The organism is Conexibacter sp. JCM 18997 (genome assembly GCF_055391915.1).
Window position 1 is genome coordinate 2,586,663 of record NZ_AP043885.1, and the last position, 19,680, is coordinate 2,606,342.

At 72.3% G+C, this 19,680-nt stretch carries 23 protein-coding genes; 12 read left to right on the top strand and 11 right to left on the bottom strand.

The features are described 5' to 3' along the window. Nucleotides 1-5: 5 nt before the first annotated feature. Entirely contained in the window at nucleotides 6-764 is a 759-nt protein-coding gene (locus ACZ5UI_RS13135; RefSeq protein WP_464197637.1) for a hypothetical protein, read from the top strand. Nucleotides 765-791: 27 nt separating this feature from the next. Here ACZ5UI_RS13135 and ACZ5UI_RS13140 read toward each other — a convergent pair whose 3' ends face one another. After that, complete coding sequence (locus ACZ5UI_RS13140) at nucleotides 792-1,415, bottom strand: MarC family protein (protein ID WP_464197638.1); 624 nt, start codon at nucleotides 1,413-1,415, stop codon at nucleotides 792-794. A 7-nt stretch (nucleotides 1,416-1,422) separates the two neighbouring features. Beyond that, the gene (locus tag ACZ5UI_RS13145) at nucleotides 1,423-2,043 is read right to left on the bottom strand and encodes a MarC family protein (RefSeq protein ID WP_464197639.1); all 621 of its coding nucleotides are present in this window, start codon (nucleotides 2,041-2,043) and stop codon (nucleotides 1,423-1,425) included. A 92-nt stretch (nucleotides 2,044-2,135) separates the two neighbouring features. On the opposite strand from ACZ5UI_RS13145, the gene ACZ5UI_RS13150 reads away from it, so the two are divergent. The 9 genes from ACZ5UI_RS13150 to ACZ5UI_RS13190 all read left to right on the top strand — a co-directional run bounded on the left by ACZ5UI_RS13150 (nucleotide 2,136) and on the right by ACZ5UI_RS13190 (nucleotide 10,990). Continuing rightward, the gene (locus tag ACZ5UI_RS13150; protein ID WP_464197640.1) at nucleotides 2,136-3,089 is read left to right on the top strand and encodes a GlxA family transcriptional regulator; all 954 of its coding nucleotides are present in this window, start codon (nucleotides 2,136-2,138) and stop codon (nucleotides 3,087-3,089) included. 14 nt (nucleotides 3,090-3,103) lie between these two features. After that, complete coding sequence (locus tag ACZ5UI_RS13155; protein ID WP_464197641.1) at nucleotides 3,104-3,727, top strand: DJ-1/PfpI family protein; 624 nt, start codon at nucleotides 3,104-3,106, stop codon at nucleotides 3,725-3,727. Between the two features lie 113 nt (nucleotides 3,728-3,840). After that, nucleotides 3,841-4,596 carry a DeoR/GlpR family DNA-binding transcription regulator gene (locus tag ACZ5UI_RS13160; RefSeq protein ID WP_464197642.1) on the top strand — a complete coding sequence of 252 codons (756 nt, stop codon included), beginning with the start codon at nucleotides 3,841-3,843 and terminating at the stop codon, nucleotides 4,594-4,596. Next, nucleotides 4,593-5,759, top strand: coding sequence for an MFS transporter (locus ACZ5UI_RS13165; protein ID WP_464197643.1), 1,167 nt, complete (start codon nucleotides 4,593-4,595; stop codon nucleotides 5,757-5,759). The genes ACZ5UI_RS13160 and ACZ5UI_RS13165 overlap by 4 nt, the downstream gene beginning before the upstream one ends. Then, entirely contained in the window at nucleotides 5,756-6,379 is a 624-nt protein-coding gene (locus ACZ5UI_RS13170) for an HAD-IA family hydrolase (RefSeq protein ID WP_464197644.1), read from the top strand. The genes ACZ5UI_RS13165 and ACZ5UI_RS13170 overlap by 4 nt, the downstream gene beginning before the upstream one ends. Before the next feature lie 127 nt (nucleotides 6,380-6,506). Continuing rightward, nucleotides 6,507-6,851, top strand: coding sequence for a gluconate 2-dehydrogenase subunit 3 family protein (locus ACZ5UI_RS13175; protein WP_464197645.1), 345 nt, complete (start codon nucleotides 6,507-6,509; stop codon nucleotides 6,849-6,851). Continuing rightward, entirely contained in the window at nucleotides 6,848-8,299 is a 1,452-nt protein-coding gene (locus ACZ5UI_RS13180; RefSeq protein ID WP_464197646.1) for a GMC family oxidoreductase N-terminal domain-containing protein, read from the top strand. Before ACZ5UI_RS13175 ends, ACZ5UI_RS13180 begins: the two co-directional genes overlap by 4 nt. Further along, nucleotides 8,296-8,844 (top strand): hypothetical protein, encoded by a 549-nt coding sequence (locus ACZ5UI_RS13185; RefSeq protein WP_464197647.1) that lies wholly within the window; start codon nucleotides 8,296-8,298, stop codon nucleotides 8,842-8,844. The genes ACZ5UI_RS13180 and ACZ5UI_RS13185 overlap by 4 nt, the downstream gene beginning before the upstream one ends. A gap of 22 nt (nucleotides 8,845-8,866) precedes the next feature. Continuing rightward, complete coding sequence (locus ACZ5UI_RS13190) at nucleotides 8,867-10,990, top strand: Ig-like domain repeat protein (protein ID WP_464197648.1); 2,124 nt, start codon at nucleotides 8,867-8,869, stop codon at nucleotides 10,988-10,990. Here the strand turns inward: ACZ5UI_RS13190 and ACZ5UI_RS13195 are convergent. From ACZ5UI_RS13195 to ACZ5UI_RS13210, 4 genes are all read right to left on the bottom strand, one after another. Next, a complete protein-coding gene (locus tag ACZ5UI_RS13195; RefSeq protein ID WP_464197649.1) occupies nucleotides 10,987-11,391 on the bottom strand; it encodes a hypothetical protein in 405 nt (134 codons plus the stop codon). The genes ACZ5UI_RS13190 and ACZ5UI_RS13195 overlap by 4 nt on opposite strands. A 64-nt stretch (nucleotides 11,392-11,455) precedes the next feature. After that, complete coding sequence (locus ACZ5UI_RS13200) at nucleotides 11,456-11,842, bottom strand: M67 family metallopeptidase (protein ID WP_464197650.1); 387 nt, start codon at nucleotides 11,840-11,842, stop codon at nucleotides 11,456-11,458. Between the two features lie 2 nt (nucleotides 11,843-11,844). After that, nucleotides 11,845-12,039: a twin-arginine translocase TatA/TatE family subunit gene (gene tatA / locus ACZ5UI_RS13205; protein ID WP_464197651.1), complete on the bottom strand. Its 195-nt coding sequence runs from the start codon at nucleotides 12,037-12,039 to the stop codon at nucleotides 11,845-11,847. Between the two features lie 47 nt (nucleotides 12,040-12,086). Further along, on the bottom strand, nucleotides 12,087-13,061 hold the full coding sequence (locus ACZ5UI_RS13210; RefSeq protein ID WP_464197652.1) for a PLP-dependent cysteine synthase family protein: 975 nt from the start codon (nucleotides 13,059-13,061) through the stop codon (nucleotides 12,087-12,089). 37 nt (nucleotides 13,062-13,098) lie between these two features. Here ACZ5UI_RS13210 and ACZ5UI_RS13215 point away from each other — a divergent pair, with 37 nt between their 5' ends. Next, complete coding sequence (locus tag ACZ5UI_RS13215) at nucleotides 13,099-14,919, top strand: NHL repeat-containing protein (RefSeq protein ID WP_464197654.1); 1,821 nt, start codon at nucleotides 13,099-13,101, stop codon at nucleotides 14,917-14,919. 188 nt (nucleotides 14,920-15,107) lie between these two features. Here the strand turns inward: ACZ5UI_RS13215 and ACZ5UI_RS13220 are convergent, their stop codons facing one another. Then, nucleotides 15,108-15,386, bottom strand: a complete 279-nt coding sequence (locus ACZ5UI_RS13220; RefSeq protein ID WP_464197656.1) for a ubiquitin-like small modifier protein 1 — start codon at nucleotides 15,384-15,386, stop codon at nucleotides 15,108-15,110. Nucleotides 15,387-15,399: 13 nt separating this feature from the next. Then, nucleotides 15,400-16,578: a molybdopterin-synthase adenylyltransferase MoeB gene (gene moeB, locus ACZ5UI_RS13225; protein ID WP_464197659.1), complete on the bottom strand. Its 1,179-nt coding sequence runs from the start codon at nucleotides 16,576-16,578 to the stop codon at nucleotides 15,400-15,402. 101 nt (nucleotides 16,579-16,679) lie between these two features. On the opposite strand from moeB, the gene ACZ5UI_RS13230 reads away from it, so the two are divergent. Further along, a complete protein-coding gene (locus ACZ5UI_RS13230) occupies nucleotides 16,680-17,282 on the top strand; it encodes an SCO family protein (RefSeq protein ID WP_464197661.1) in 603 nt (200 codons plus the stop codon). 52 nt (nucleotides 17,283-17,334) lie between these two features. On the opposite strand, the gene ACZ5UI_RS13235 is transcribed toward ACZ5UI_RS13230, so the two are convergent. The 3 genes from ACZ5UI_RS13235 to ACZ5UI_RS13245 all read right to left on the bottom strand — a co-directional run bounded on the left by ACZ5UI_RS13235 (nucleotide 17,335) and on the right by ACZ5UI_RS13245 (nucleotide 19,651). Continuing rightward, entirely contained in the window at nucleotides 17,335-17,571 is a 237-nt protein-coding gene (locus ACZ5UI_RS13235; protein ID WP_464197663.1) for a hypothetical protein, read from the bottom strand. Nucleotides 17,572-17,741: 170 nt separating this feature from the next. Continuing rightward, complete coding sequence (locus ACZ5UI_RS13240; RefSeq protein WP_464197665.1) at nucleotides 17,742-19,166, bottom strand: fenitrothion hydrolase; 1,425 nt, start codon at nucleotides 19,164-19,166, stop codon at nucleotides 17,742-17,744. Continuing rightward, on the bottom strand, nucleotides 19,163-19,651 hold the full coding sequence (locus tag ACZ5UI_RS13245; RefSeq protein ID WP_464197667.1) for a hypothetical protein: 489 nt from the start codon (nucleotides 19,649-19,651) through the stop codon (nucleotides 19,163-19,165). Before ACZ5UI_RS13245 ends, ACZ5UI_RS13240 begins: the two co-directional genes overlap by 4 nt. Nucleotides 19,652-19,680 lie beyond the last annotated feature (29 nt).

The following is a 19,680-nucleotide window of genomic DNA, read 5'->3' on the forward strand; positions in this document are numbered from 1 at the left end:
GCGGGGTGAGGTCATGGCTGGAGACCGCATCCCCGCACTTCACCGCCCGCCATGCCGAGGAGGACGCTGAACACGCCCTCGTCGTGCTGGCGCAGCTGGAGGCGATGCGCGACCGGCTGGGCGGCCTGCTCGAGGCCCAGCCGCAGGACGTGGCGATCGTGCTGCACGGCTCCGACAGCCAGCTGGCCATGGCCCGGCCGGTGCTGCCGGTGCGCCGCGCGCTGACCGCGCCCGCCGGACGGCGCCTGATCGCGGGCGCGCTGTCGGGCACCGACATCCACGTGCTGTCGCCGCCCCTGCTGGTGGAGCGCGCATCGGGCGCCGAGGGCTCGGAGGCGATGCTCGGCCTGACCCCGGCGGCGCTGTACGCGCGGCTGGCCATCGGCTGGGCCTCCCCGCGTCTCCCGCCGCCCGCGCGAATCGGGACGCTCGTGCGCGCGGCGCGGTGGGTGTGGCTGGTCGACGGGATCGGCGCCTGGCTGTCGGGCCAGACCGCGCTGGCCCGGCCGGCGATCGGCCGCCGACTGCACGAGGGCCCGCCGCCGGCGTTTCCCCCAGCGTTGCGCGACGCGCCGCTGCTGGGGGGCACCGTGGTCGACCTGCTGGCCCGCGAGGAGGGCGAGCAGGCCGCGGTCGACTTCGCTGTGCGCCTGGATCCGGGCGGCCCGCGCGGCGGGCTGGTGCACGCGTTCCACGGGCGCTCGTTGACGCACACGGAGGGCACCTGGCGCGCGCACCTCGCGCGCATGGCGACGTCGGCCTAGTGCCCTGAGTCTCAGGGCACTAGACGCTCAGTCCTCGACGAAGGCGCCATGCGTGGTGATGCCGTGCACGATCATCTCGACGCCGAGGCTGGTGACGCTCAGCCCGAAGACCAGCGTGAGCGCGGCCAGCCCACCGCGGCCGAGCTTGCGGCCGATCAGGTCGCCGGCGCCCAGGCACGCGTACACGCAGCCGCAGATGACCAGGATCGCCGCGATCGTGCCGGGCATCGAGCGCCACACGTCCGCCTGGCGGCTCTCGAGCCCGAGCAGCACGGCCATCGCGCCGGGGCCGGCCAGCAGGGGGATGGCCAGCGGCATGAGCGACGGGTCCTCGCGGTTGGTCAGCGGCGGGTCGAGGATCTGGTCGGTGGCGGTGACCATGCGGAAGCCCGCCACGCCGGTGAGCACGCCGCCGGCGATCTGCAGCGCTTCGATCGACAGACCGAACGCGTGCAGGAGCGGCTCGGCCAGGACCGCGAAGCCGATCAGCGTGATCCCGACGATCAGCACGACGCGGCGCAGCATCGCGCGCCGCTGGTCGACCCCCAGGCCGGCCGTGTAGGCGGCGAACACCGGCGCCACCCCGAGCGGGTGGACGATCACGAACAGGACCACGAAGGCCTCCGCGAAGGCGATCAGCGTCGCGTGCATGCGCCGGCTAGCTCTTGACGATCGCGCCGTGGGTGGTGATGCCGTGCACGATCATCTCGACCCCGATGGCCAGCACGAGCAGGCCGAAGATCAGGGTCATCGCGGCCAGGCCACCCCGGCCGAGCTTGCGGCTGATCAGCTCGCCCGCGCCCAGGCACAGGTAGACCAGCCCGCAGATCACCAGGATCCCCACGATCACGCCGGGCAGCGCGACCCAGAAGTCCTCCTCGCGGCTCTCCAGCGCGAGCAGCGCGGCCATCGCGCCGGGGCCCGCCAGCAGGGGGATGGCCAGCGGCGCGAAGGCCGGATCCCCCTCCGTGGGCGGCGGGTTGAGGAAGTCGTCGGTGGCGGTGACCATGCGGAACCCGGCGTAGCCGATGATCAGGCCGCCGGCGATCTGCAGCGCCTCGAGCGAGATCCCCAGCGCCTGGAGCAGGTGCTCGCCGACGATCGCGAACACGATCAGCACGGCACCCACGCTGAGCACCACCCGGTTGAGCAGCGCGCGTCGATCCGACGGGCTGCGATCGCCGCTGAAGGCGACGAAGATCGGGGCCACCGCGGCGGGATTGACGATCGGAAACAAGAGGGCGACCGTCTCGACGAACGCCACCAGGGCCAGATGCACGGTCCAAGAATAGGTGCATTGCCAATCGTGGCCGAATCTGCCCGATGATCGTCCTTGCTGCCAGAGGGCTGGGGCGCGACGATGGTCGCGTCATGGAACGCCGTGTCGTAATCGTCGCCTTCGCCCCGGCCCAGCCGCTGGACGTCGCCGGCCCCGCCGAGGTGCTGGCCAGCGTCAACGTCGGGCGACCCGGCTCCTACGCGCTCAGCGTGGTCTCCCCCGGCGGCACGCCGATCGCCACCGCGGCCGGCTACGCGATCGCCCCGGCCGGCGCCCTGGAGGACGTCGACGGACCGATCGACACGCTGATCGTCGCGGGCGGCGAGGGCGCGCGGCACGCGGCGCCCGAGGTGGTCGCCCAGGTGCGGCGCCTGGCCGGCCACGCCCGACGCGTGGCCTCGGTGTGCACCGGCGCGTTCGTGCTCGCCGACGCGGGGCTGCTCGACGGCCGGCGGGTGACGACGCACTGGGCCTACGCCGACGAGCTGGCCGCCCGCTGCCCGGCGGCGTCGGTCGACCCGGAGCCGATCTTCGTCTTCGACGGGCCGATCCGCTCGTCGGCCGGCGTCACCGCCGGCATGGACCTGGCGCTCGCCCTGGTCGAGGAGGACCACGGCGCGCGGGTCGCGCTGGCCGTCGCCCGCTACCTGGTGGTGTTCGTCAAGCGGCCCGGTGGCCAGTCGCAGTTCAGCGCCCAGCTCGCCATGCAGGCGGCCGAGCGCGCGCCGCTGCGCGAGCTGCAGGCCTGGATGGTCGACCACCTCGACGCCGACCTGTCGGTCGGCGCCCTGGCCGATCGCGCCTGCCTGAGCGAGCGGCACTTCGCGCGCGCCTTCAAGGCCGAGACCGGCCTGACGCCCGCGGCCTACGTCGAGCGTCTGCGCGTCGAGCGCGCGCGGCTGGCCCTGGAGTCGTCCGACACGCCGATCGAGACCGTCGCCGCGCAGTGCGGCTTCGGCTCGGTCGAGACGCTGCGCCGCAGCTTCGCCCGCCGGCTGGGCGTCTCACCCTCGGCCTACCGCAGCCGCTTTCGCGCGGCCGCCTGAGAAGGAGCCCCATCATGCAGATCGCGATCCCGGCCTTCGACGAGATGACCGCGCTGGACGCCGTCGGCCCCTACGAGGTGCTCTCGCGGATCCCCGGCGCGGCCGTCGCCTGGGTCGGGCTGACGCTGGACCCGGTGCGCGCCGACCGGGGCCTGCGGATCCTCCCCGACGCGGTGCTCGAGGACGTCCCGTCGCCGGATGTGCTCGTCTTCCCGGGCGGGTTCGGCACCCGCAAGCTGGCCCGCGACCCGCGCGTCCTGGACTGGGTGCGCGGCGCGCACGCGACGACGCAGTGGACCGCCTCGGTGTGCACGGGGTCGATCGTGCTCGGCGCCGCCGGACTGCTCGACGGCCTGGACGCGACCACGCACTGGGCGGTGTACGAGGAGCTCGAGGCCACCGGCGCGGTGGCGATCGCCGAGCGCATCGTCGAGCACGACAAGATCATGATCGGCGCGGGCGTCTCGGCCGGGATCGACATGGCCCTGCTGCTCGTCGCGCGCCTGACCCACGAGAACGTCGCCCGCGCGATCCAGCTGGGGATCGAGTACGACCCGCAGCCGCCGTTCGACTCGGGCACGCCCGCGAAGGCGGGCCCGGACCTGGTCGAGCTGGTGCGCACGCACGGCCTCGACTAGCACGTCCGTCCGGCCCCCCGCGCCGTTGTCCGCTTCGACCCGCTATCCGGGTCGAAGCGGACAACGGCGGGGAGGCGGCTGCACGTTTGTGCACGAACGTGTACGATCGTGCAGTGCTGACCGACGAGCGACGCGCCCTCATCCTCGACCGCCTGCGCTCGCAGGGCCGGGTTCTGGCCGCGGATCTGACCGCCGAGCTCGACGTCAGCGCCGACACGATCCGCCGTGATCTGCGCGAGCTCGACGAGGCGGGCCTGCTGCGGCGGGTGCACGGCGGCGCGCTCCCGCGCCAGGGCGACGATCGCCCGTTCGCCCAGCGCGCCGAGCGGGCCCCCGCGGCCAAGGCGAGCATCGCCCGGCGCGCCGCCGCGCACGTGCGCGACGGCCAGGTGATCGTGCTCGACGGCGGCACCACGGCGCTCGAGCTGGCCCGCGGCCTGCGCGACGGCCTGCGCGCGACGGTCATCACCACCAGCCCGCCGATCGCCATGGAGCTGGCGGGACATCCCGGCCTCGACGTGACCGTGGTCGGCGGCACGCTGCGCTCCAGCAAGCTGGTCACCGTCGGCGCCGCCACGGTCGCGGCGCTGGAGGCGATCCGGGCCGACGTCGTCTTCCTGGGCATCTGCGGCCTGCATCCCGAGATCGGCGTCACCACCGATGACCTCGAGGAGCGCCACGTGAAGGCGGCCATGATCGCCGGGGCCGGCGAGGTCGTGGCGCTGGCCGATCACGACAAGCTCGGCACCGCGATGGCCTTCGTCGTCGCGCCGATGTCCGCCGTGACCCATCTGGTCACCGACGCGCCCGAGGGCGATGCCACGCTGGCGCCCTACCAGGCGCTGGGCATCGAGGTGCTCTCGGTATGACCCGCCTGCGCGCCGCGATCACGATCGTCTTCTTCGCCAACGGCGCGCTGTTCGCGTCATGGGCCTCGCGGATCCCGGCGATCGCCGACCACGTCGGCACGACCACCGGCCAGCTCGGGCTGGCGCTGCTGGCCCCCGCGGTCGGCGCGCTGGTCACCATGCCGCTGGTCGGGCACCTGCTGCCCGGCCGCTCCAGCCGGGCGTTCTGCGCGTTCGGGGTGGGCGGCCTGGCCGTGGCGATCCTCCTGCCCGCGCTGGCCCCGACGCTGGGCCTGCTCGCGCTCGGGCTGTTCTTCGTCGGCGTGGCCAACTCGGCGCTGGACATCGCCATGAACGCGCAGGGCGTGACGATCGAGCGGCGCATGGGCAAGCCGATCCTCTCCTCGCTGCACGCCGCCTTCTCCTTCGGCGGGTTCGCCGGCGCCGGCCTGGGCGCCGCGGCCGCCGCGCTCGACGTCGCGCCGCTCCCCCACATCGCCTTCGCCGCCGTCCTGTTCGGGGTGCCGGGCCTGCTGGCCACCCGTCCGCTGCTGGTGCTCGACGAGGATCCCGACGCCGGCGCCGAGCGCGTCCCCTGGCACCGGCTCCCGCCCCGCCTGCTGCTGATGGGCGTGGCCTGCTTCTTCTGCTTCCTGGGCGAGGGCGGCGCGCAGGACTGGAGCGCCAAGCTGGTCGACGACGACCTGGCCGGCTCGGCCGCGCTGGGCGCGATCGCCTACGCCGTGTTCGCCGCCGGGATGGGCATCGGCCGCCTGGTCGCCGACCGGCTGTGGGCGCGCTGGGGCGCGGTCGGCCTGCTGCGCCGCTCGGGCGTGCTGGCCGCCGTCGGCTTCGGCGCCGCGCTGGCCATCGGGACGCCCGCCGCGGCGATCGTCGGCTTCGGCGCGCTCGGCCTCGGCCTGTCCGGCGTGGCCCCCACGCTCTTCCGCTCGGCCGCCGACGAGCCGGGCATCCCCACCGGCCCGGCGCTGGCCGCGACCAGCTCGCTGGGCTATCTCGGCTTCCTGGCCGGCCCGCCGCTGATCGGCGGCCTGGCCGAGGCCACCTCCCTGCGCGCGGCCGCGCTGGCGCTCGTGGCCGCCGGCGCGCTGGTGTTCGCGCTGGCCGGCACCGCCCGCCCGTCGCGGCCCCGCCCCACCCCCGACCCGAGACCCACCACATGACCGACCCCCGCCCGCTCTTCACCGAGGCCCGGGCGCTGCTCGTCGACCTCGACGGCACGCTGATCGACTCCGACGGCGCGGTCCGCCGCGCGTGGAGCGCGTTCGCCCGCCGGCACGGCCTCGATCCCGAGACCGTCATCCACGCCGCGCACGGCCGTCCGTCGCGCGAGTCCGTGCGCGCGCTGGCCCCCGACGGCGTCGACGTGCCGGCCGAAGCGGCCCGCTTCGAGCGCGACGAGGTGGCCGACACCGACGGCGTAGTCGCGCTGCCCGGAGCCCAGCAGCTGCTGGAGCGCACCGACCGGCCGCTGGCGATCGTCACCTCCTGCACGGACGCGCTGGCCCACGCGCGCCTGCACGCGGCCGGCCTGCCCGCGCCCGACGTGCTGGTCACCGCCGACGACATCCAGCACGGCAAGCCCGACCCCGAGCCGTTCCTGCTCGGCGCCCGCCGCCTCGACGTGGACCCGGCCGACTGCGTCGTGCTCGAGGACGCGCCCGCCGGGATCGCCGCCGGTCGCGCGGCGGGGGCCACCGTGATCGCGCTGCGCACCACGCACGCCGATGCCGACCTGCGGCAGGCCGACGCGATCGTCGACGGCCTGCCCGCGCTGCTGTAACTCTGCACGGTCGAACAAGCCTCGCGGCACGCAGGAGCAAGCCGCCCGGCGTGCCGAGGCGTACCGTCGCCCCATGTCCGGCTCGAGGAGGAGAGAGCTGCGGTGCCTGGACGACCGGCGCGCTGACGTGCTCGCATCGTTGTGCGAGACGCTTGTGCCCGGTTGTGCCCGCGTCGGAGCCGAGGTGTACATCGACGCGGTGCTGGCGGCCGCGCCACCACCGGTGCAGGAGGCGGCGATCGGGGCGATCGACACGCTCGCGCCCTACGCCGACGGCGGCGAAGAGGCGCTCGCGCCGATGGCCCCCACGCCCGAGTTCCAGATGCTCCGGGCGATGGCCGCCGAGGCCTACTACAGCGACTTCGTCGCGCCCGGGATCGACGAGCCCGGCGCGTGGCAGGAGATCGGCTTCGTGTTCCCGCTGGCCGACAAGTACGTCAAGGACTGGTCCTACCTGGGGGTCCACGCATGAGCAGCGAGGAACGCTTCGACGTGATCGTCGTCGGCTCTGGGGCCGGCGGCGGTGTGATCGCCGGCGAGCTGGCGCAGGCCGGCCGCGACGTCCTGCTGCTGGAGACCGGCCCGCACCGCACGGCCGCCGACTTCACCCGCTGGGAGTCGCACGCGTCGGCCGACATCTGGTGGCCCATGCGCTTCGCCATGCCGGCGTCGGACATGACCCAGCCGCCCGTGCCGATCATCGGCGGGCGCTGCGTGGGCGGCACGACGACGATCAACACGAAGGTCGCGCTGCGGGCCACCCAGCACGAGTTCGACAAGTGGCACGCGTTCGCCGGCCTCGATCTCGGTCCTGAGGACCTGGCGCCGTACTACGACCGCGTCGAGCAGCAGCTGGGCATCCGCGAACGCGCGGACTGGCCCGAGAACCTGCAGATGATCGCCAAGGGCTTCGAGGCGATCGGCTCCGAGCTGGAGCCCGTCTACTCCTACACCGACGAGAACTGCATGAAGTGCGGTTCCTGCCTGCAGGGCTGCCCGACGAACGCCGGCAAGTCGACGCTGAACACCTACATCCACCGCCAGTGGGCGATCGGTCGCCTGGACCTGCGCGCCGGCTGCTTCGTGGACCGTGTGCTGATCGAGAACGGGGAGGCCAACGGGGTCGCGTACACCGACGCCGAGGGCGTGTCGCACACGGTCCAGGCCGGCGCCGTCGTCGTCGCCGCGGGCGCGCTGAACACCCCGCAGGTGCTGTGGCGATCGGGCCTGAGCAACCCCCAGATCGGCCGCAACCTCGGGTTCCACCCCGCGTCGTTCGTGTTCGGCTACTTCGACGAGCCCCAGGACGCCCACCGGGTCTACCCGATCAGCGCGCACTGCCTGGAGAACCAGCGCGACGAGGACGGCGGGTTCATCATCGAGGCGCTGACCGTCCAGGACCCGATCGGCTTCAGCGTGTCGGCGTGCGACGAGGCGGGTGTGCCGCTGTGGGGCCGGGCGCTGAACGAGGCCTGTCGCGGCTACCGCCACTGGGTCGGCCTGCTGCTGATGGTCAACGACGACAACAACGGCTGGATCGAGCTGGACGACGCCGGCAACGAGCGGATCTTCACCGACTTCCAGCCGCACGAGCTGGATCGGGCCCAGGGCGCGTTCGAGAAGGGCCGCGAGATCCTGCGGGCCGCGGGCGCGACGTCGTTCCTGCGCAGCGGGACGTCGTGCACCCACGTCCAGAACGGGTGCGCGATGGGCACCGACCCGAGCCGCAGCGTCGTCGACAGCCACGGCGAGTCGCACGAGGTCAAGCGTCTGTTCGTGGGCGACGCCTCGGCCATGCCGCGCACGCTGTCGGTCAACCCGTCGCTGACGATCATGGCGCTGGCCACCCGGCTGGCGTCGCACCTGGACGCCGACCCGCACGGCTACCTGAGCGACAAGCGAGAGGTGGCGGTCGCGTGAGGGGTGACCTGTTCACCGACCCCCGCCCCGTCGAGACGCTGGCCGATCTGTTCGCCAACACGTGGCAGATGGGCTACGTGACCACCGACCTCGATCGGGCCATGGCGGAGCTGAAGGACGACTGGGGTCTGGAGCACTGCGTCGAGGTCCCGGTCGGGGCCACGTTCCTGGGCCCGGACGGCACCGAGCGCCCGTGGGAGACGCGCATCGCGATGGGCTCGCGCGGCGGCATGATCATCGAGCTGATCGAGCCGATCTCGGGTGACGTCGAGTACTACACCCGGTTCCTACCCGACGACGGCTCCTACGCGATCCGATTCCACCACTACGCCACGTTCATCCCCGTCGGCGACCAGCCGTGGGCCGACATCGTTCAGCTCCTGGCCAAGTCCAACCTGGCCATCGACTACCAGGTGATCATCCCCGACCGGGTGCGCGCGGGTTACGTCGACTGCAGCGACCAGCTCGGCCACCTGATCGAGATCTGCCAGCTGCAGCCCGACGACATCGCGCTGTTCAGCGGGCTGGTGGCCGACAGCGCCTGAATCGCATACGCTCGCCCGCACCATGGATCCACGGACGGTGGGGCGGGCCGCCGCGCTGGCGCTCCTCGTGAACGTCTTGGTCGGCACGGCAGCCGCGCAGGCGGCGACGGTGAGCCTGTTCGCCGCACCAGTGGCGACCGGCGCCGGCGACTGCAGCACCGCGGCGGACGCGTGCACGATCGTCGCTGCCGTCACGAGCGCCAACGCGCAGTCGACGTCCGACTCGGTGCGCATCACCATGGCCGACGGCACCTACGACGTCTCCGCGACGACACCGACCGCCCTGGCCGTCACGTTCACGGGGCCGAGCCTCACGCTCGCGGCCGCGCCCGGCGCCGAGCCGGTGCTCGACGGCGGGAGCGCGACGCAGCTCCTGACCATCGCGGTGGGTTCGACGGTGGTCGTCCAGGGCGTCGACTTCCGTCGCGCGTCCGGCCAGGGCCCGCAAGGCGGAGCGATCGAGAACGCCGGGACGCTGACGGTCCAGGACGCGACGTTCTCGGACAACACCGCGCCCAACGGCGGCGCGATCCGCAACGAGGCCGGCTCGGTGACCACCGTGCGGGACTCCACCTTCGCCGGCAACGTCGCCAGCGCCGTCGGCGGCGGAGCGATGGTCGTGCTGGGCACGACCATCGTGACCCGTTCCGCTTTCCTGGGCAACACCGGTGACGAAGGCGGCGCCATCAACGTGCAGACGGCCGCGAACCTCACGCTGAGCCGGTCCACGCTGTCGGGGAACGAGGGTGACTTCGGTGGCACGATCGTGAACCTCGGGACCATCGCCGTGCAGGGGTCCACGTTCGTCGCCAACCAGGGCACCGGCAGCTCGGTGCTCTTCAGTAGCAACAGCAACGTCACGTTCGCGGCCAACCTCATCGGTCCGCAGGCCGCCGGCCGCGCCTGCTATCCGGGCAACAGCGCCGTCACTGACGCCGGCTACAACCTCGACACCGACGGCACCTGCATCTCCGCCACCACGCCGGCGACCGGCAGCCACAACGGCACGACCGCCTACGGCGCCTCCACCTACGGGCAGGTCCTGCAGGCCTACCTGGCCGGCGCGCCCGCCAACAACGGCGGCCCGACGCAGACCATCGCGCTGCGCAACACGCCGATCCCCGCCACTCCGCTGGCCGACCCGGCGTTCGACGTCGTCCCTCCGGCGTTCACGTTGCCCGTTGCCATCGACGGCGAGACCCGGGCCTGCGCGACGGCCGACCAGCGTGGCGTGACGCCGATGGCCGGCGCGAACTGCGCGATCGGCGCCTACCTCCTGCAGGCCACGTCGACGTCGCTCGCCCCCGCGGCACCGTCGGTGACCCCGGGCAGTCCCGTGACCTGGGTCGCGACGGTCACCCCGTCCACCGCGACCGGCGGCACGGTCGCCTTCGACGACGGCGTGGGCGGCCTGGCCACGACGCAGTGCCCTGCCCAGCCCCTCACCGGCGCGACGGCCACGTGCACGGTCACCTACCCGACGACCGGGACCTGGACCGCGACCGCCGCCTACTCCGGCGACGGGACCCAGAACGACTTCGCGCCCTCGACGAGCGCGACGGCCGGCGTCACCGTGGCGACGGCGCCGCCCCCGACGCCCCCCGTTCCGCCGGCCCCACCGGCGCCACCGGTCCCGCCGGCCCCACCGACGTCCTCACCGTCGTCGTCCCCGATCGCCCCGGTCGTGCCCTCGCTGACGCTGTCCGACGTGGCGCTGACGCCACGGTGCCTGGCGCCCAGCGTGTCCGCCGCGCGGCTGTCCTACCGGCTCAGCCGGGCGGCGAAGGTCACCTTCACCGTGCAGCGGCGCCGTGTCCCCCCGCGGGCTCCGCGCGCCCGCTGCCGCACGCCGCGGCGGACGACGAGCCCCGCGGTCTACGTCCTCCCCGACTCCCCCACGGGCGACGGTTCCAGCTACGCGACGGTGACCCAGACCCGGCGGACGAGCCACGGCCCCACGCGGTTCGCGCTCACGCGCACGCTCGCCGCCACGGCGGGCCGGCACCGCCTCTGGCTGCCGCGGACGCTGCGGGCGGACAGGCGACTGGCCCCTGGTCGCTACCGCGTCGTCGTGCAGGCCGTCGCTGCGGACGGCGCGCGCTCGGCGATCGCCACGGTCCCGTTCTGGGTGCTGGAGCGCCGCTAGACGACGAGCAGCAACACGAGCACGAAGATCACGAGCACGCCGCCGAGCACGAGCGCGAGCGGCAGCGGCGCCACCGGGCGCGTGGAGCGGTCGGCGACCTTCGCGCCCAGGTCGGACTGCAGCAGGACCTCGCGGGCGACATCGGCGCCCGACGCGGCGACGAGGATGTCGCGCGGGCCGGCGGCCAGGAAGTCGGGCACGTCGAACCCGGCCGCGCGGCGGGTCGTCGACGGCACGCCCTCCTCCAGCAGCAGCCCCTGCAGGAACTCGGCCTCGGGCTGGTTGGCCGCGCCGGCCACGCGCACGAGCGGGCCCTCGGCGTACTGCGGCTTGATCTTGCGCGCCCGGGCCTGGCGCTCGGTCAACTCGGCCTCGGCCGCGCCCGGCGCGACGAGCGGCAACCCGCAGTCCGGGCAGAAGCGCTCGTCACCCGCGTGCGCCGACCCGCAGGCCGGGCAGCGCAGGTCAGCGCTCGGTGACGTTGCCGTCCTCGATCACGTAGGTGCGCACGGTCGCCTCGCCGTCGCGACTGGTCAGCCCGATGATGATCCACTCGACGCCGGGCCAGTTGGCCGCGAAGTTGATGTCGGTCTGCGACGGATACGGCGGCGTCTTGGTGTGCGAGTGGTAGATCGCCCCTAGCTCGGCGCCCGACTCCTCGAAGTCGTCCAGCGCGCGCAGCACCTCGAGGCCGTCCATCTCGAACTTCAACCAGGTGTGCGCCAGGTTCTCCGTGCGGCGCACCTCGACGGCGACCCCGTCGCGCATGGCCACGAGCCCGCAGCACTCGTCGCGGAAGTCCTCCCGCGCATGGGCGACCATCTCGGCCACCAGCGCCTCGTCGACCTGCACCGCTAGGACTTGTTGGACGAGCTGGACTCGCCCAGACCCGGGAACTCGGCGTCGTCGTCCTTGTGGTGGCGCGGGTCGGCGTCAGACAGCGCGTCCTTGAACTCGCGCATGCCCTTGCCGACGGAGCGAGCCACGTCGGGAAGCTTCTTGGGGCCGAGCACGAGCAGCGCGATCACAAGGACCAGCACGATCTCCATGGGGCCAACGGATCCGGGAAACATTGCGGCGCGCTCCTAGTGAGCGACTACCACCAAACGGTGGAGTCGAGGTTCTCGACCTCGTCCACGGGAAGCGTGTAGATCCCGCTGGACAAGTACTTCCAGCCATCATCGCAAACGAGGAACACCACGTTGCCCTCGTCGATCTCGTTGGCGATGCGCACCGCGACCCGGGCGATCGCCCCCGACGAGACGCCGGCGAAGACGCCCTCCTCGTCGAGCAGCTTGCGCGTCCAGATGATCGCGTCGCGGTTGGTCACGAAGATCTTGCGGTCCAGCAGCGACAGGTCGATGATCGGCGGGATGAAGCCGTCGTCCAGCGAGCGCAGGCCCTGGACGGGCTCGCCCTGCATGGGCTCGGCCGCGACGATCTTGACCTGGTCGCCGAGCTCCTCCTTGAAGCGCCGCGCGTTGCCCATCAGCGTGCCGCCCGTGCCCAGACCGGCCACGAACGCGGTGATGTCGCCGTCGAGCTCCTCGAGGATCTCGGGCGCCGTGCCGTTGTAGTGCGCGCCGGGATTGGCCGGGTTCCCGTACTGGTAGGGCATGTAGTACTGCGGGTCCTCGGCCATCTCCAGCGCCATCGCGACCGCGCCGTTGGAGCCCTGGTTGCCCGGCGAGTAGACGATCTCCGCGCCGTACATCTGCAGCAGCTGCGTGCGCTCGGGGGTCACGTTGTCGGGCATGACGACCTTGAGCTTGTAGCCCTTGCGCGAGCAGATCATGGCCAGCGAGATGCCGGTGTTGCCCGAGGTCGGCTCGAGGATGGTCATCCCGGGCTTGATCGCGTCCTTGGCCTCGGCGTCCTCGATGAGGGCGCGGGCCACGCGGTCCTTGACCGAGCCCGTCGGGTTGAACGACTCCATCTTGGCCCAGATGCGCACACCCGGCTTGGGCGACAGGCGCTTCAGCTCGATCAGCGGGGTGTTGCCGATCGCCTGGACGATGTCGCCGTAGCGACCTCCGCAGGGGCGGTTGCGCAGCTCAGGGACAGGAGTCACTTCACGAAATATAGCGTCGGCCGTTAAGGTCCCGCGCATGCTTCGCAAGGGACTGCTGGCCGGGGTCGCGGCCACGTTGACGCTGGCCGCGCCCGCCTCCGCGGCCACCCTCTCCGGCACGGTCACGGCGGCTGGGACCCCCGTCGCCGGAACCACGGTCTCGCTCTACGCCGCGGGCGCCCAGGCAGCGACCCGCCTGGCCGCCGCGACGACGACCGGCAGCGGCGCGTACACGCTCTCCTACGCCCTCCCCGCCGACGCGGGCGCGATCTACGCGGTCGCCACGGACGGCAGCGGCGTGCCGGCGACCCTGCGCCTGGCCGCCAACGCGCCCGCCGACGCGGTGCCCGACGCGCTGCCCATCAACGAGCAGACGACCGTGGCGACCGCGTACTCGTTCGCGCAGTTCTTCGACGGCCAGGGCGCGATCCACGGCGCCTTCCCCGGCCTGCCCAACGCGGCGCTCACGTCGACGTCGCTGATGGAGCCGGGCACCGGGAAGATCGCCTTCCCGTTCTCGGGCGCACCCAACGGCACCACGACCGACGCGCTGCCGAAGTTCAACTCGATCGCCGCCCTGCTGCAGCGCTGCACGGTCGCATCGGCCGACCCGAAGGGCTGCACGCTCGTGCGCCGCGCCGCCACCCCGCCGCGGGGCGGCCGCCCGGCCGACACGCTGCAGATCGCCCTGAACCTGGCCCACAACTCGACGCTGAACCTGAAGAAGCTCTACGGGCTGCAGGTCGCCCACGCCTACCCGGTGCAGCTGACCGCGCCGCCCAGCAACTGGCTCGTCGCGATCACGTTCACCGGCCTGGGGCTCAACGCGCCCGGGCGCATGGCCTTCGACGCGCTGGGCAACGCCTGGGTGGGCAACAACTTCCAGGGCTTCGGCACGACGGCAGGGCTCGAGCTGACGGCGACCGACCCGACCGGCGGGCGCTCCCTGCCCGGCGCGCCGTTCACCGGCGGCGGCGTCTACGGCGTCGGCTGGGGTACCGCGGTGGACCACCAGGGCCGCATCTGGACCGGCAACTACGCAGGCGACAGCATCTCCCTGTTCACCTCGCTGGGCGTGCCCGTCTCCCCCGCCGGCGGCTTCAAGCAGGGCAACCCGAGCAAGCCGCAGGGTCTGGCCGTGGACGCGCAGGACAACGTCTGGTTCGCCAACTTCGGCACCTCGACCGTGACCGTCTACCCGGGCGGCGACCCCAACCAGGCCAGGACGATCACCGGCGGCGGGCTCGAGAAGCCGTTCGGCCTGCAGTTCGACGACAAGGGCACCGCCTGGATCACGAACAACTCGATCTCGCCCCGGCTGAAGGGGTCGGTCGTCCGCATCAACCCGGACGGCTCGTTCCTGGGCAGCCCGATCACCGGCGGCGGTCTGCGCTCGCCGATGAGCCTGGCGCTGGACAGCCAGGGCAACGCCTGGGTGGCCAACCTGTTCTCCAACGCGGTGACCCAGATCTCGCCGGCCGGCGTGGCCACGGCGCACCGCAGCCCGGCGGTCAAGGGCGCGTGGAGCACCGCGATCGACGGCGACGACCACGTCTGGGTCGCCGACTTCTTCCCGGCCACGGTCAGCGAGCTGTGCGGCGTGCGCACGGAGACCTGCCCGTCCGGCGCGAAGGCCGGCGACTCCATCTCACCCCGCAAGCACGGCTACACCAGCACCTCGTTCCAGCACATCACGGCCGTGCAGATCGATGCGTCGGGCAACGTGTGGCTGGCCAACAACTGGTCCACCGGATCGCCGGTGCCCGAGGAGTTCGTCGGCGGGAACGGGCTGGTGAAGCTGGTCGGCGCAGCGGCGCCGGTGAAGACGCCGCTGTTCGGGCTGCCGCAGCAGCCGTAGCTCGCGAGAAAAGGGCGACGTGCCTGCTGTAAAGGGTGTATAGCGCCCGTAACAGCAGGCACGTCAGAGTCCGAAACTCGAACCGACCCCCGGCCCGCTTGGCACGAGGGACGGCGGCGGGCGAAGGCCCGTTCGTCTTCGATGCCCGTCGTTCGCCGGACCCGCCGGCGCGGACGCTCGGGAGGGCGCTAGCGCGCCCCGCCGGCCATGGCCGGCAGGATGACCAGCACGTCGCCGTCCTCGACCGCCGTGTCCAGCCCGTCGAGGACGCGCACGTCCTCGTCGTTGAGGTACACGTTGACGTAGCGGTTGAGGTCACCGTTGTCGCCGAACAGCTGGCCTTGCGTGGCCGGATGCTCCTCGGCCAGCGAGCGCAGGACCTCGCCGACGTTGCTGCCGTCGGCACCGACTTCCTTGGCGCCGCCGGTCGACGCGCGCAGGACAGGGGGAATGCGAACCGTTGCCATAGAGATTCGGAGGCTAGCCCGCCGCGGCGCAGAACGCCTCGTAGTCGGGGAACACGCCCATCTCCTCGTCGGTGATCTCGGAGGGATCGCGTGAGCAGATCGGGCACTCCGGGTCGCGGCGGACCTTGAGCTCGGTGAACGTCGCGCCGAGCGCCTCGTAGAGCAGCAGGCGCCCGACGAGCGGCTCGCCGATGCCGATGATCAGCTTCACGACCTCGGTGGCCTGCAGCAGGCCCATAGTGCCGGGCAGCACGCCGAGCACGCCGTTGGCGCCGCAGGACGGGGCCAGCTCGGCTGGCGGCGGCACCGGGTACAGGCAGCGGTAGCACGGGCCGTCGTAGGGCTTGAAGATCGTCAGCTGGCCGTCGAAGCCGAGGATCGAGGCCGACACGACCGGGATCTGCAGGCGCACGGAGGCGTCGTTGAGCAGGTAGCGCGTCGGGAAGTTGTCCAGGCCGTCGACGATCACGTCGTAGCCCTCGATCACGTCCATGATGTTGGACGAGTCCAGGCGGAAGTCGTACTTGACGACGTTGACGCCGGGGTTGATCGCCTTCATCGACTCCTCGGCGGAGTCCACCTTCTTGGTGCCGACGCGGTCGGTCGTGTGGATCACCTGGCGCTGCAGGTTGGAGAGGTCGACGACGTCGTTGTCGATGATGCCGATCGTGCCCACGCCGGCCGCGGCCAGGTACAGCGCGGTCGGCGAGCCCAGGCCGCCGGCGCCGAGCAGCAGCACCTTGGCGTCCAGGAGCTTCTCCTGGCCGGCCTGGCCGATCTCGGGCAGCAGGAAGTGGCGGGAGTAGCGCTCGCGCTGCTCGGCGGTGAGCTTGCGGGGCTGGTCGACCTCGTAGCCGCGGTCCTTCCACAGCGTGATGCCGCCGGTCATCGACTCGACGTTGCCGTAGCCGAGGTCGGTGAGCGTCTTGGCGGCCAGCGCGGAGCGCGTGCCCGAGGCGCAGTAGACGACGACGCGCTGGTCGTGGTCGGGGATCGCCCCGTCGATGCGGGACTCGAGGTAGCCGCGAGCGACGTGGGTGGCGCCCGGCAGATGGCCGGCGTCCCACTCCTCGCTCTCGCGGACGTCGAGAAGGGCGATCCCATCGTCGAGCAGGCCGTGGACCTCGGACGGGTCGATCTCGGCGATCTGCTCCTTGATGCTGCGGATGTAGTCGGCGCCGCTGGGGCTCATGGGTGAAATCCTATCCGGGTTCCGGTACTTCAAAAAGTATAGCGGGGGGTCGTCGCCGCCTTCGCCATGATGAGGGATCGATGCAACGTCTGCGACTCGTCATGGCCACCGTCCTCGCCTGCCTGGCGGCGGTGGTCGTCGCCCTCCTGCTGGCCGCCGGCGGTGGAGGCGGATCCTCCTCCACCGCGTCGACCGTGGTCAACGGGTTCGCCGGCGGTCTGCGGCCGCCCGGGATCCCGCCCCAGGACTTCCAGCTGGTCGATCAGGACGGCAAGCCGGCCAGCCTGGCCCAGTACCGTGGCCAGGTCGTCGTGCTGACGTTCATGTACTCGACCTGTCAGGACACCTGCCCGGTCACCGCCCAGCAGATCCGCGGGGCGATGGACCAGCTCGGCCACGACCTCCCCGCGCTGGCGGTCAGCGTCGATCCGGCCGACGACACCGAGTTCCACGCGCAGCGGTTCCTGCTCCAGCAGCATCTGACCGACCGCATGCGCTTCCTGCTCGGCTCACGCGCGCAGCTGGCGCCGATCTGGAAGGCCTACGGCATCCAGCCCCAGGGCCAGGGCTTCGAGCACTCCGCCTACGTCCTGCTGATCGACAAGCAGGGCCGCCAGCGGATCGGCTTCCCCGTCGACCAGCTCACGCCCGAGGGGCTCGTGCACGACATCCGCAAGCTCGAGGCCGAGCCGGCGCCGAAGTAGGTCGCGGCTACGGCGCCGCCCAGTCTCGTCCCTGATGCCCGTCGTCTGCCGCTCAGGCGGCCTGCGCGACCAGCGCGTCCTGCGCGGCGTCCGCGCGGTCCTGCGCGGCGCGGTAGGTGGCGAAGGACTCGCCGCCCGGCCACGCGCGCCAGCTGTCGAGTGCGATCGACGCCTCGGCCTCGGCGGCCTGCCAGGCCGCGGTCAGCCCGTCGTCGTCCGTGCAGGCGACCACGATCTCCCGCGTGTCGGGGACCTCTTCGAGCAGATCGTGCAGTTGCTGCGCGGTCATCATGCTGGCCGCTCCATTCCCCCTAGATGGCCAGTCGATTCATCCGGATCGGCCCTCACGGCGTTTGCTGCGCCAACTCTGTACGGCAAGGAACACAACGACGATCACGACGGGAGCCAGATAGAGGATCGAGCCCCACCAGTGGCCGACGTGCGCGAAGGGCGGCGCCATCACTGCGCCGCCGCGGACAGCAGCCACAAGCCGAGGCTCGTGAAGCCGACCATCACGACGAGCATCCAGTACTGCGAGCGGGTCGCGTCGCCGGGGTCCTTGTAGGTGGCCAGCGCCCGGTCGTGGGCCAGGATCAGGCCGCCGACGTGGCCGATGATCAAGGCGGCCACCTGCACGTACCAGATCGCGTTGGCGCTGATCCAGCCGTAGTTGATCGTCGCCGACGCGGTCCCGAACACGTTGGAGCCGTCGCCCAGCGGATCGGAGATCAGGTAGGCCATCGCCTGCGCCTGGTAGGTCAGCGCCGAGAAGTAGTGGGCGACGATGTAGGCCAGCGCGATCGGCACCAGCGTGTGGGCGAACAGCCCCGACAGCTCGCGCACCGAGCGCGTCTCGTCGACCGTGCGCATGCCGGTCACGCCCAGCCGGTAGACGGCGCTGACCAGCAGCACCATCGCGATCAGGCCGATCGTGAACGTGACCTCCAACGCGCTCTCCGCGTTGAAGCCGATGTCGATGAACCACCGCTGGATGTCGGGCGCGACGTCGTTCCACAACGCACCGAGCGAGAACCCGTCGAAGGCGGTGGTGCCGATCATGATGCAGACCAGCGGCACGGTGCCCGGGCGCGGGTCGAGCGACACGATCCCGGCCAGCGGCTTGCGCGTGCGCAGCTCCCCATCGACCCAGTGCAGCGGGGCCAGCCGCCCGATCAGCCCGAAGGCGACGCCGAACGGGTCGGCGTTGCGCAGCCACGGCTCGATGCCGTAGACGCTCATGCCGATCAGCTGCACCGCCGCGTAGGCCAGCGCCATGATGGCCAGCGTCGAGGGGTCGGTGCGGTCCTGGACGGGCAGCACGAGCTCGACCCAGGCGAAGCCCAGGATGCCGATGGCCGCCGGCCAGCGCCCCAGCCAGCGCGGGTAGGCCAGCGGCTCGGGGGTCTCGCCGCCGGCGATCCGGCCGGCCACCCAGGAGACGCCGCGGGCCAGCGCGCGCCACGGGTTGAACAGGGCGAAGACGTTGCCGAAGATCGCCGAGACGAACGGGATGCCGACCCAGAAGACGTAGTAGATGAACGTCGGCGCCAGGTTGGCGTCGGCGGTCTGGGTGCCGGCCAGGCCGGCGTAGACCACGAACCCGAAGACGACGACGCCGATCGCGCCGCCGACGAGCTCCCACACCGCGGGGGCGGGGATGCGCCACACGCGCTTCTCGCGCAGCACCTGCAGCTTCGGCGTGGCCCACATCGTGGCCAGCGCGACGAACGAGACGATCAGGACCGCGGCCGCCGCCCACGCGAAGATCCAGCGCGGGATGGGCAGGTCCTGCTTGCCCACCAGCCCGTGGGCGGAGGCGACGGCGGGCAGCGCGAGCGCGACGGCCGCGAGCGCGCCGCCGGCCAGCAGAGCGCGGCGGATCACGGCTGGACCACGACCTTGGCGATCTGGACGCCGGTCGCCTCCAGCTCGACCTCGAAGATGCCCTCGATCGTGGCGGGCACCTTGTAGGTCACGCTGCCGCCGGAGGCCGGGATCTCCTTGGCGATGTCGTAGCCGTGGAAGTGGACCTCGCCGCCCGGGGCGTTGGCGGTGACCTTGAAGGCGATCGTGTCGCCCTTGGTGAAGTCGAGCTCCTGCACGCCGTCGACCGGCTCGCCGTCCTGCACCGTGATCGTCTGGATCTGCGGCGCGGGCGGCGTCGTCTCGGTCGTGGTGGGCGGCGTCTCGGTCGTCGCCGGCGTCTCGGTCGTGGCGGTGGTCTCCACCGGGGCGGACTGCGTGCTCGCGGGCACCGAGATCGTGGCGGACGGGTCGCTGTCGTCGTCCTTGGGCCGCAGCACGATGTACCCGACGACGAGGACGACGACGGCGAGGCCCAGCAGGCTCCAGCGCTGGATGTTGGACATGCGGTGGTTCGATGCTCCTTCGGTTGACG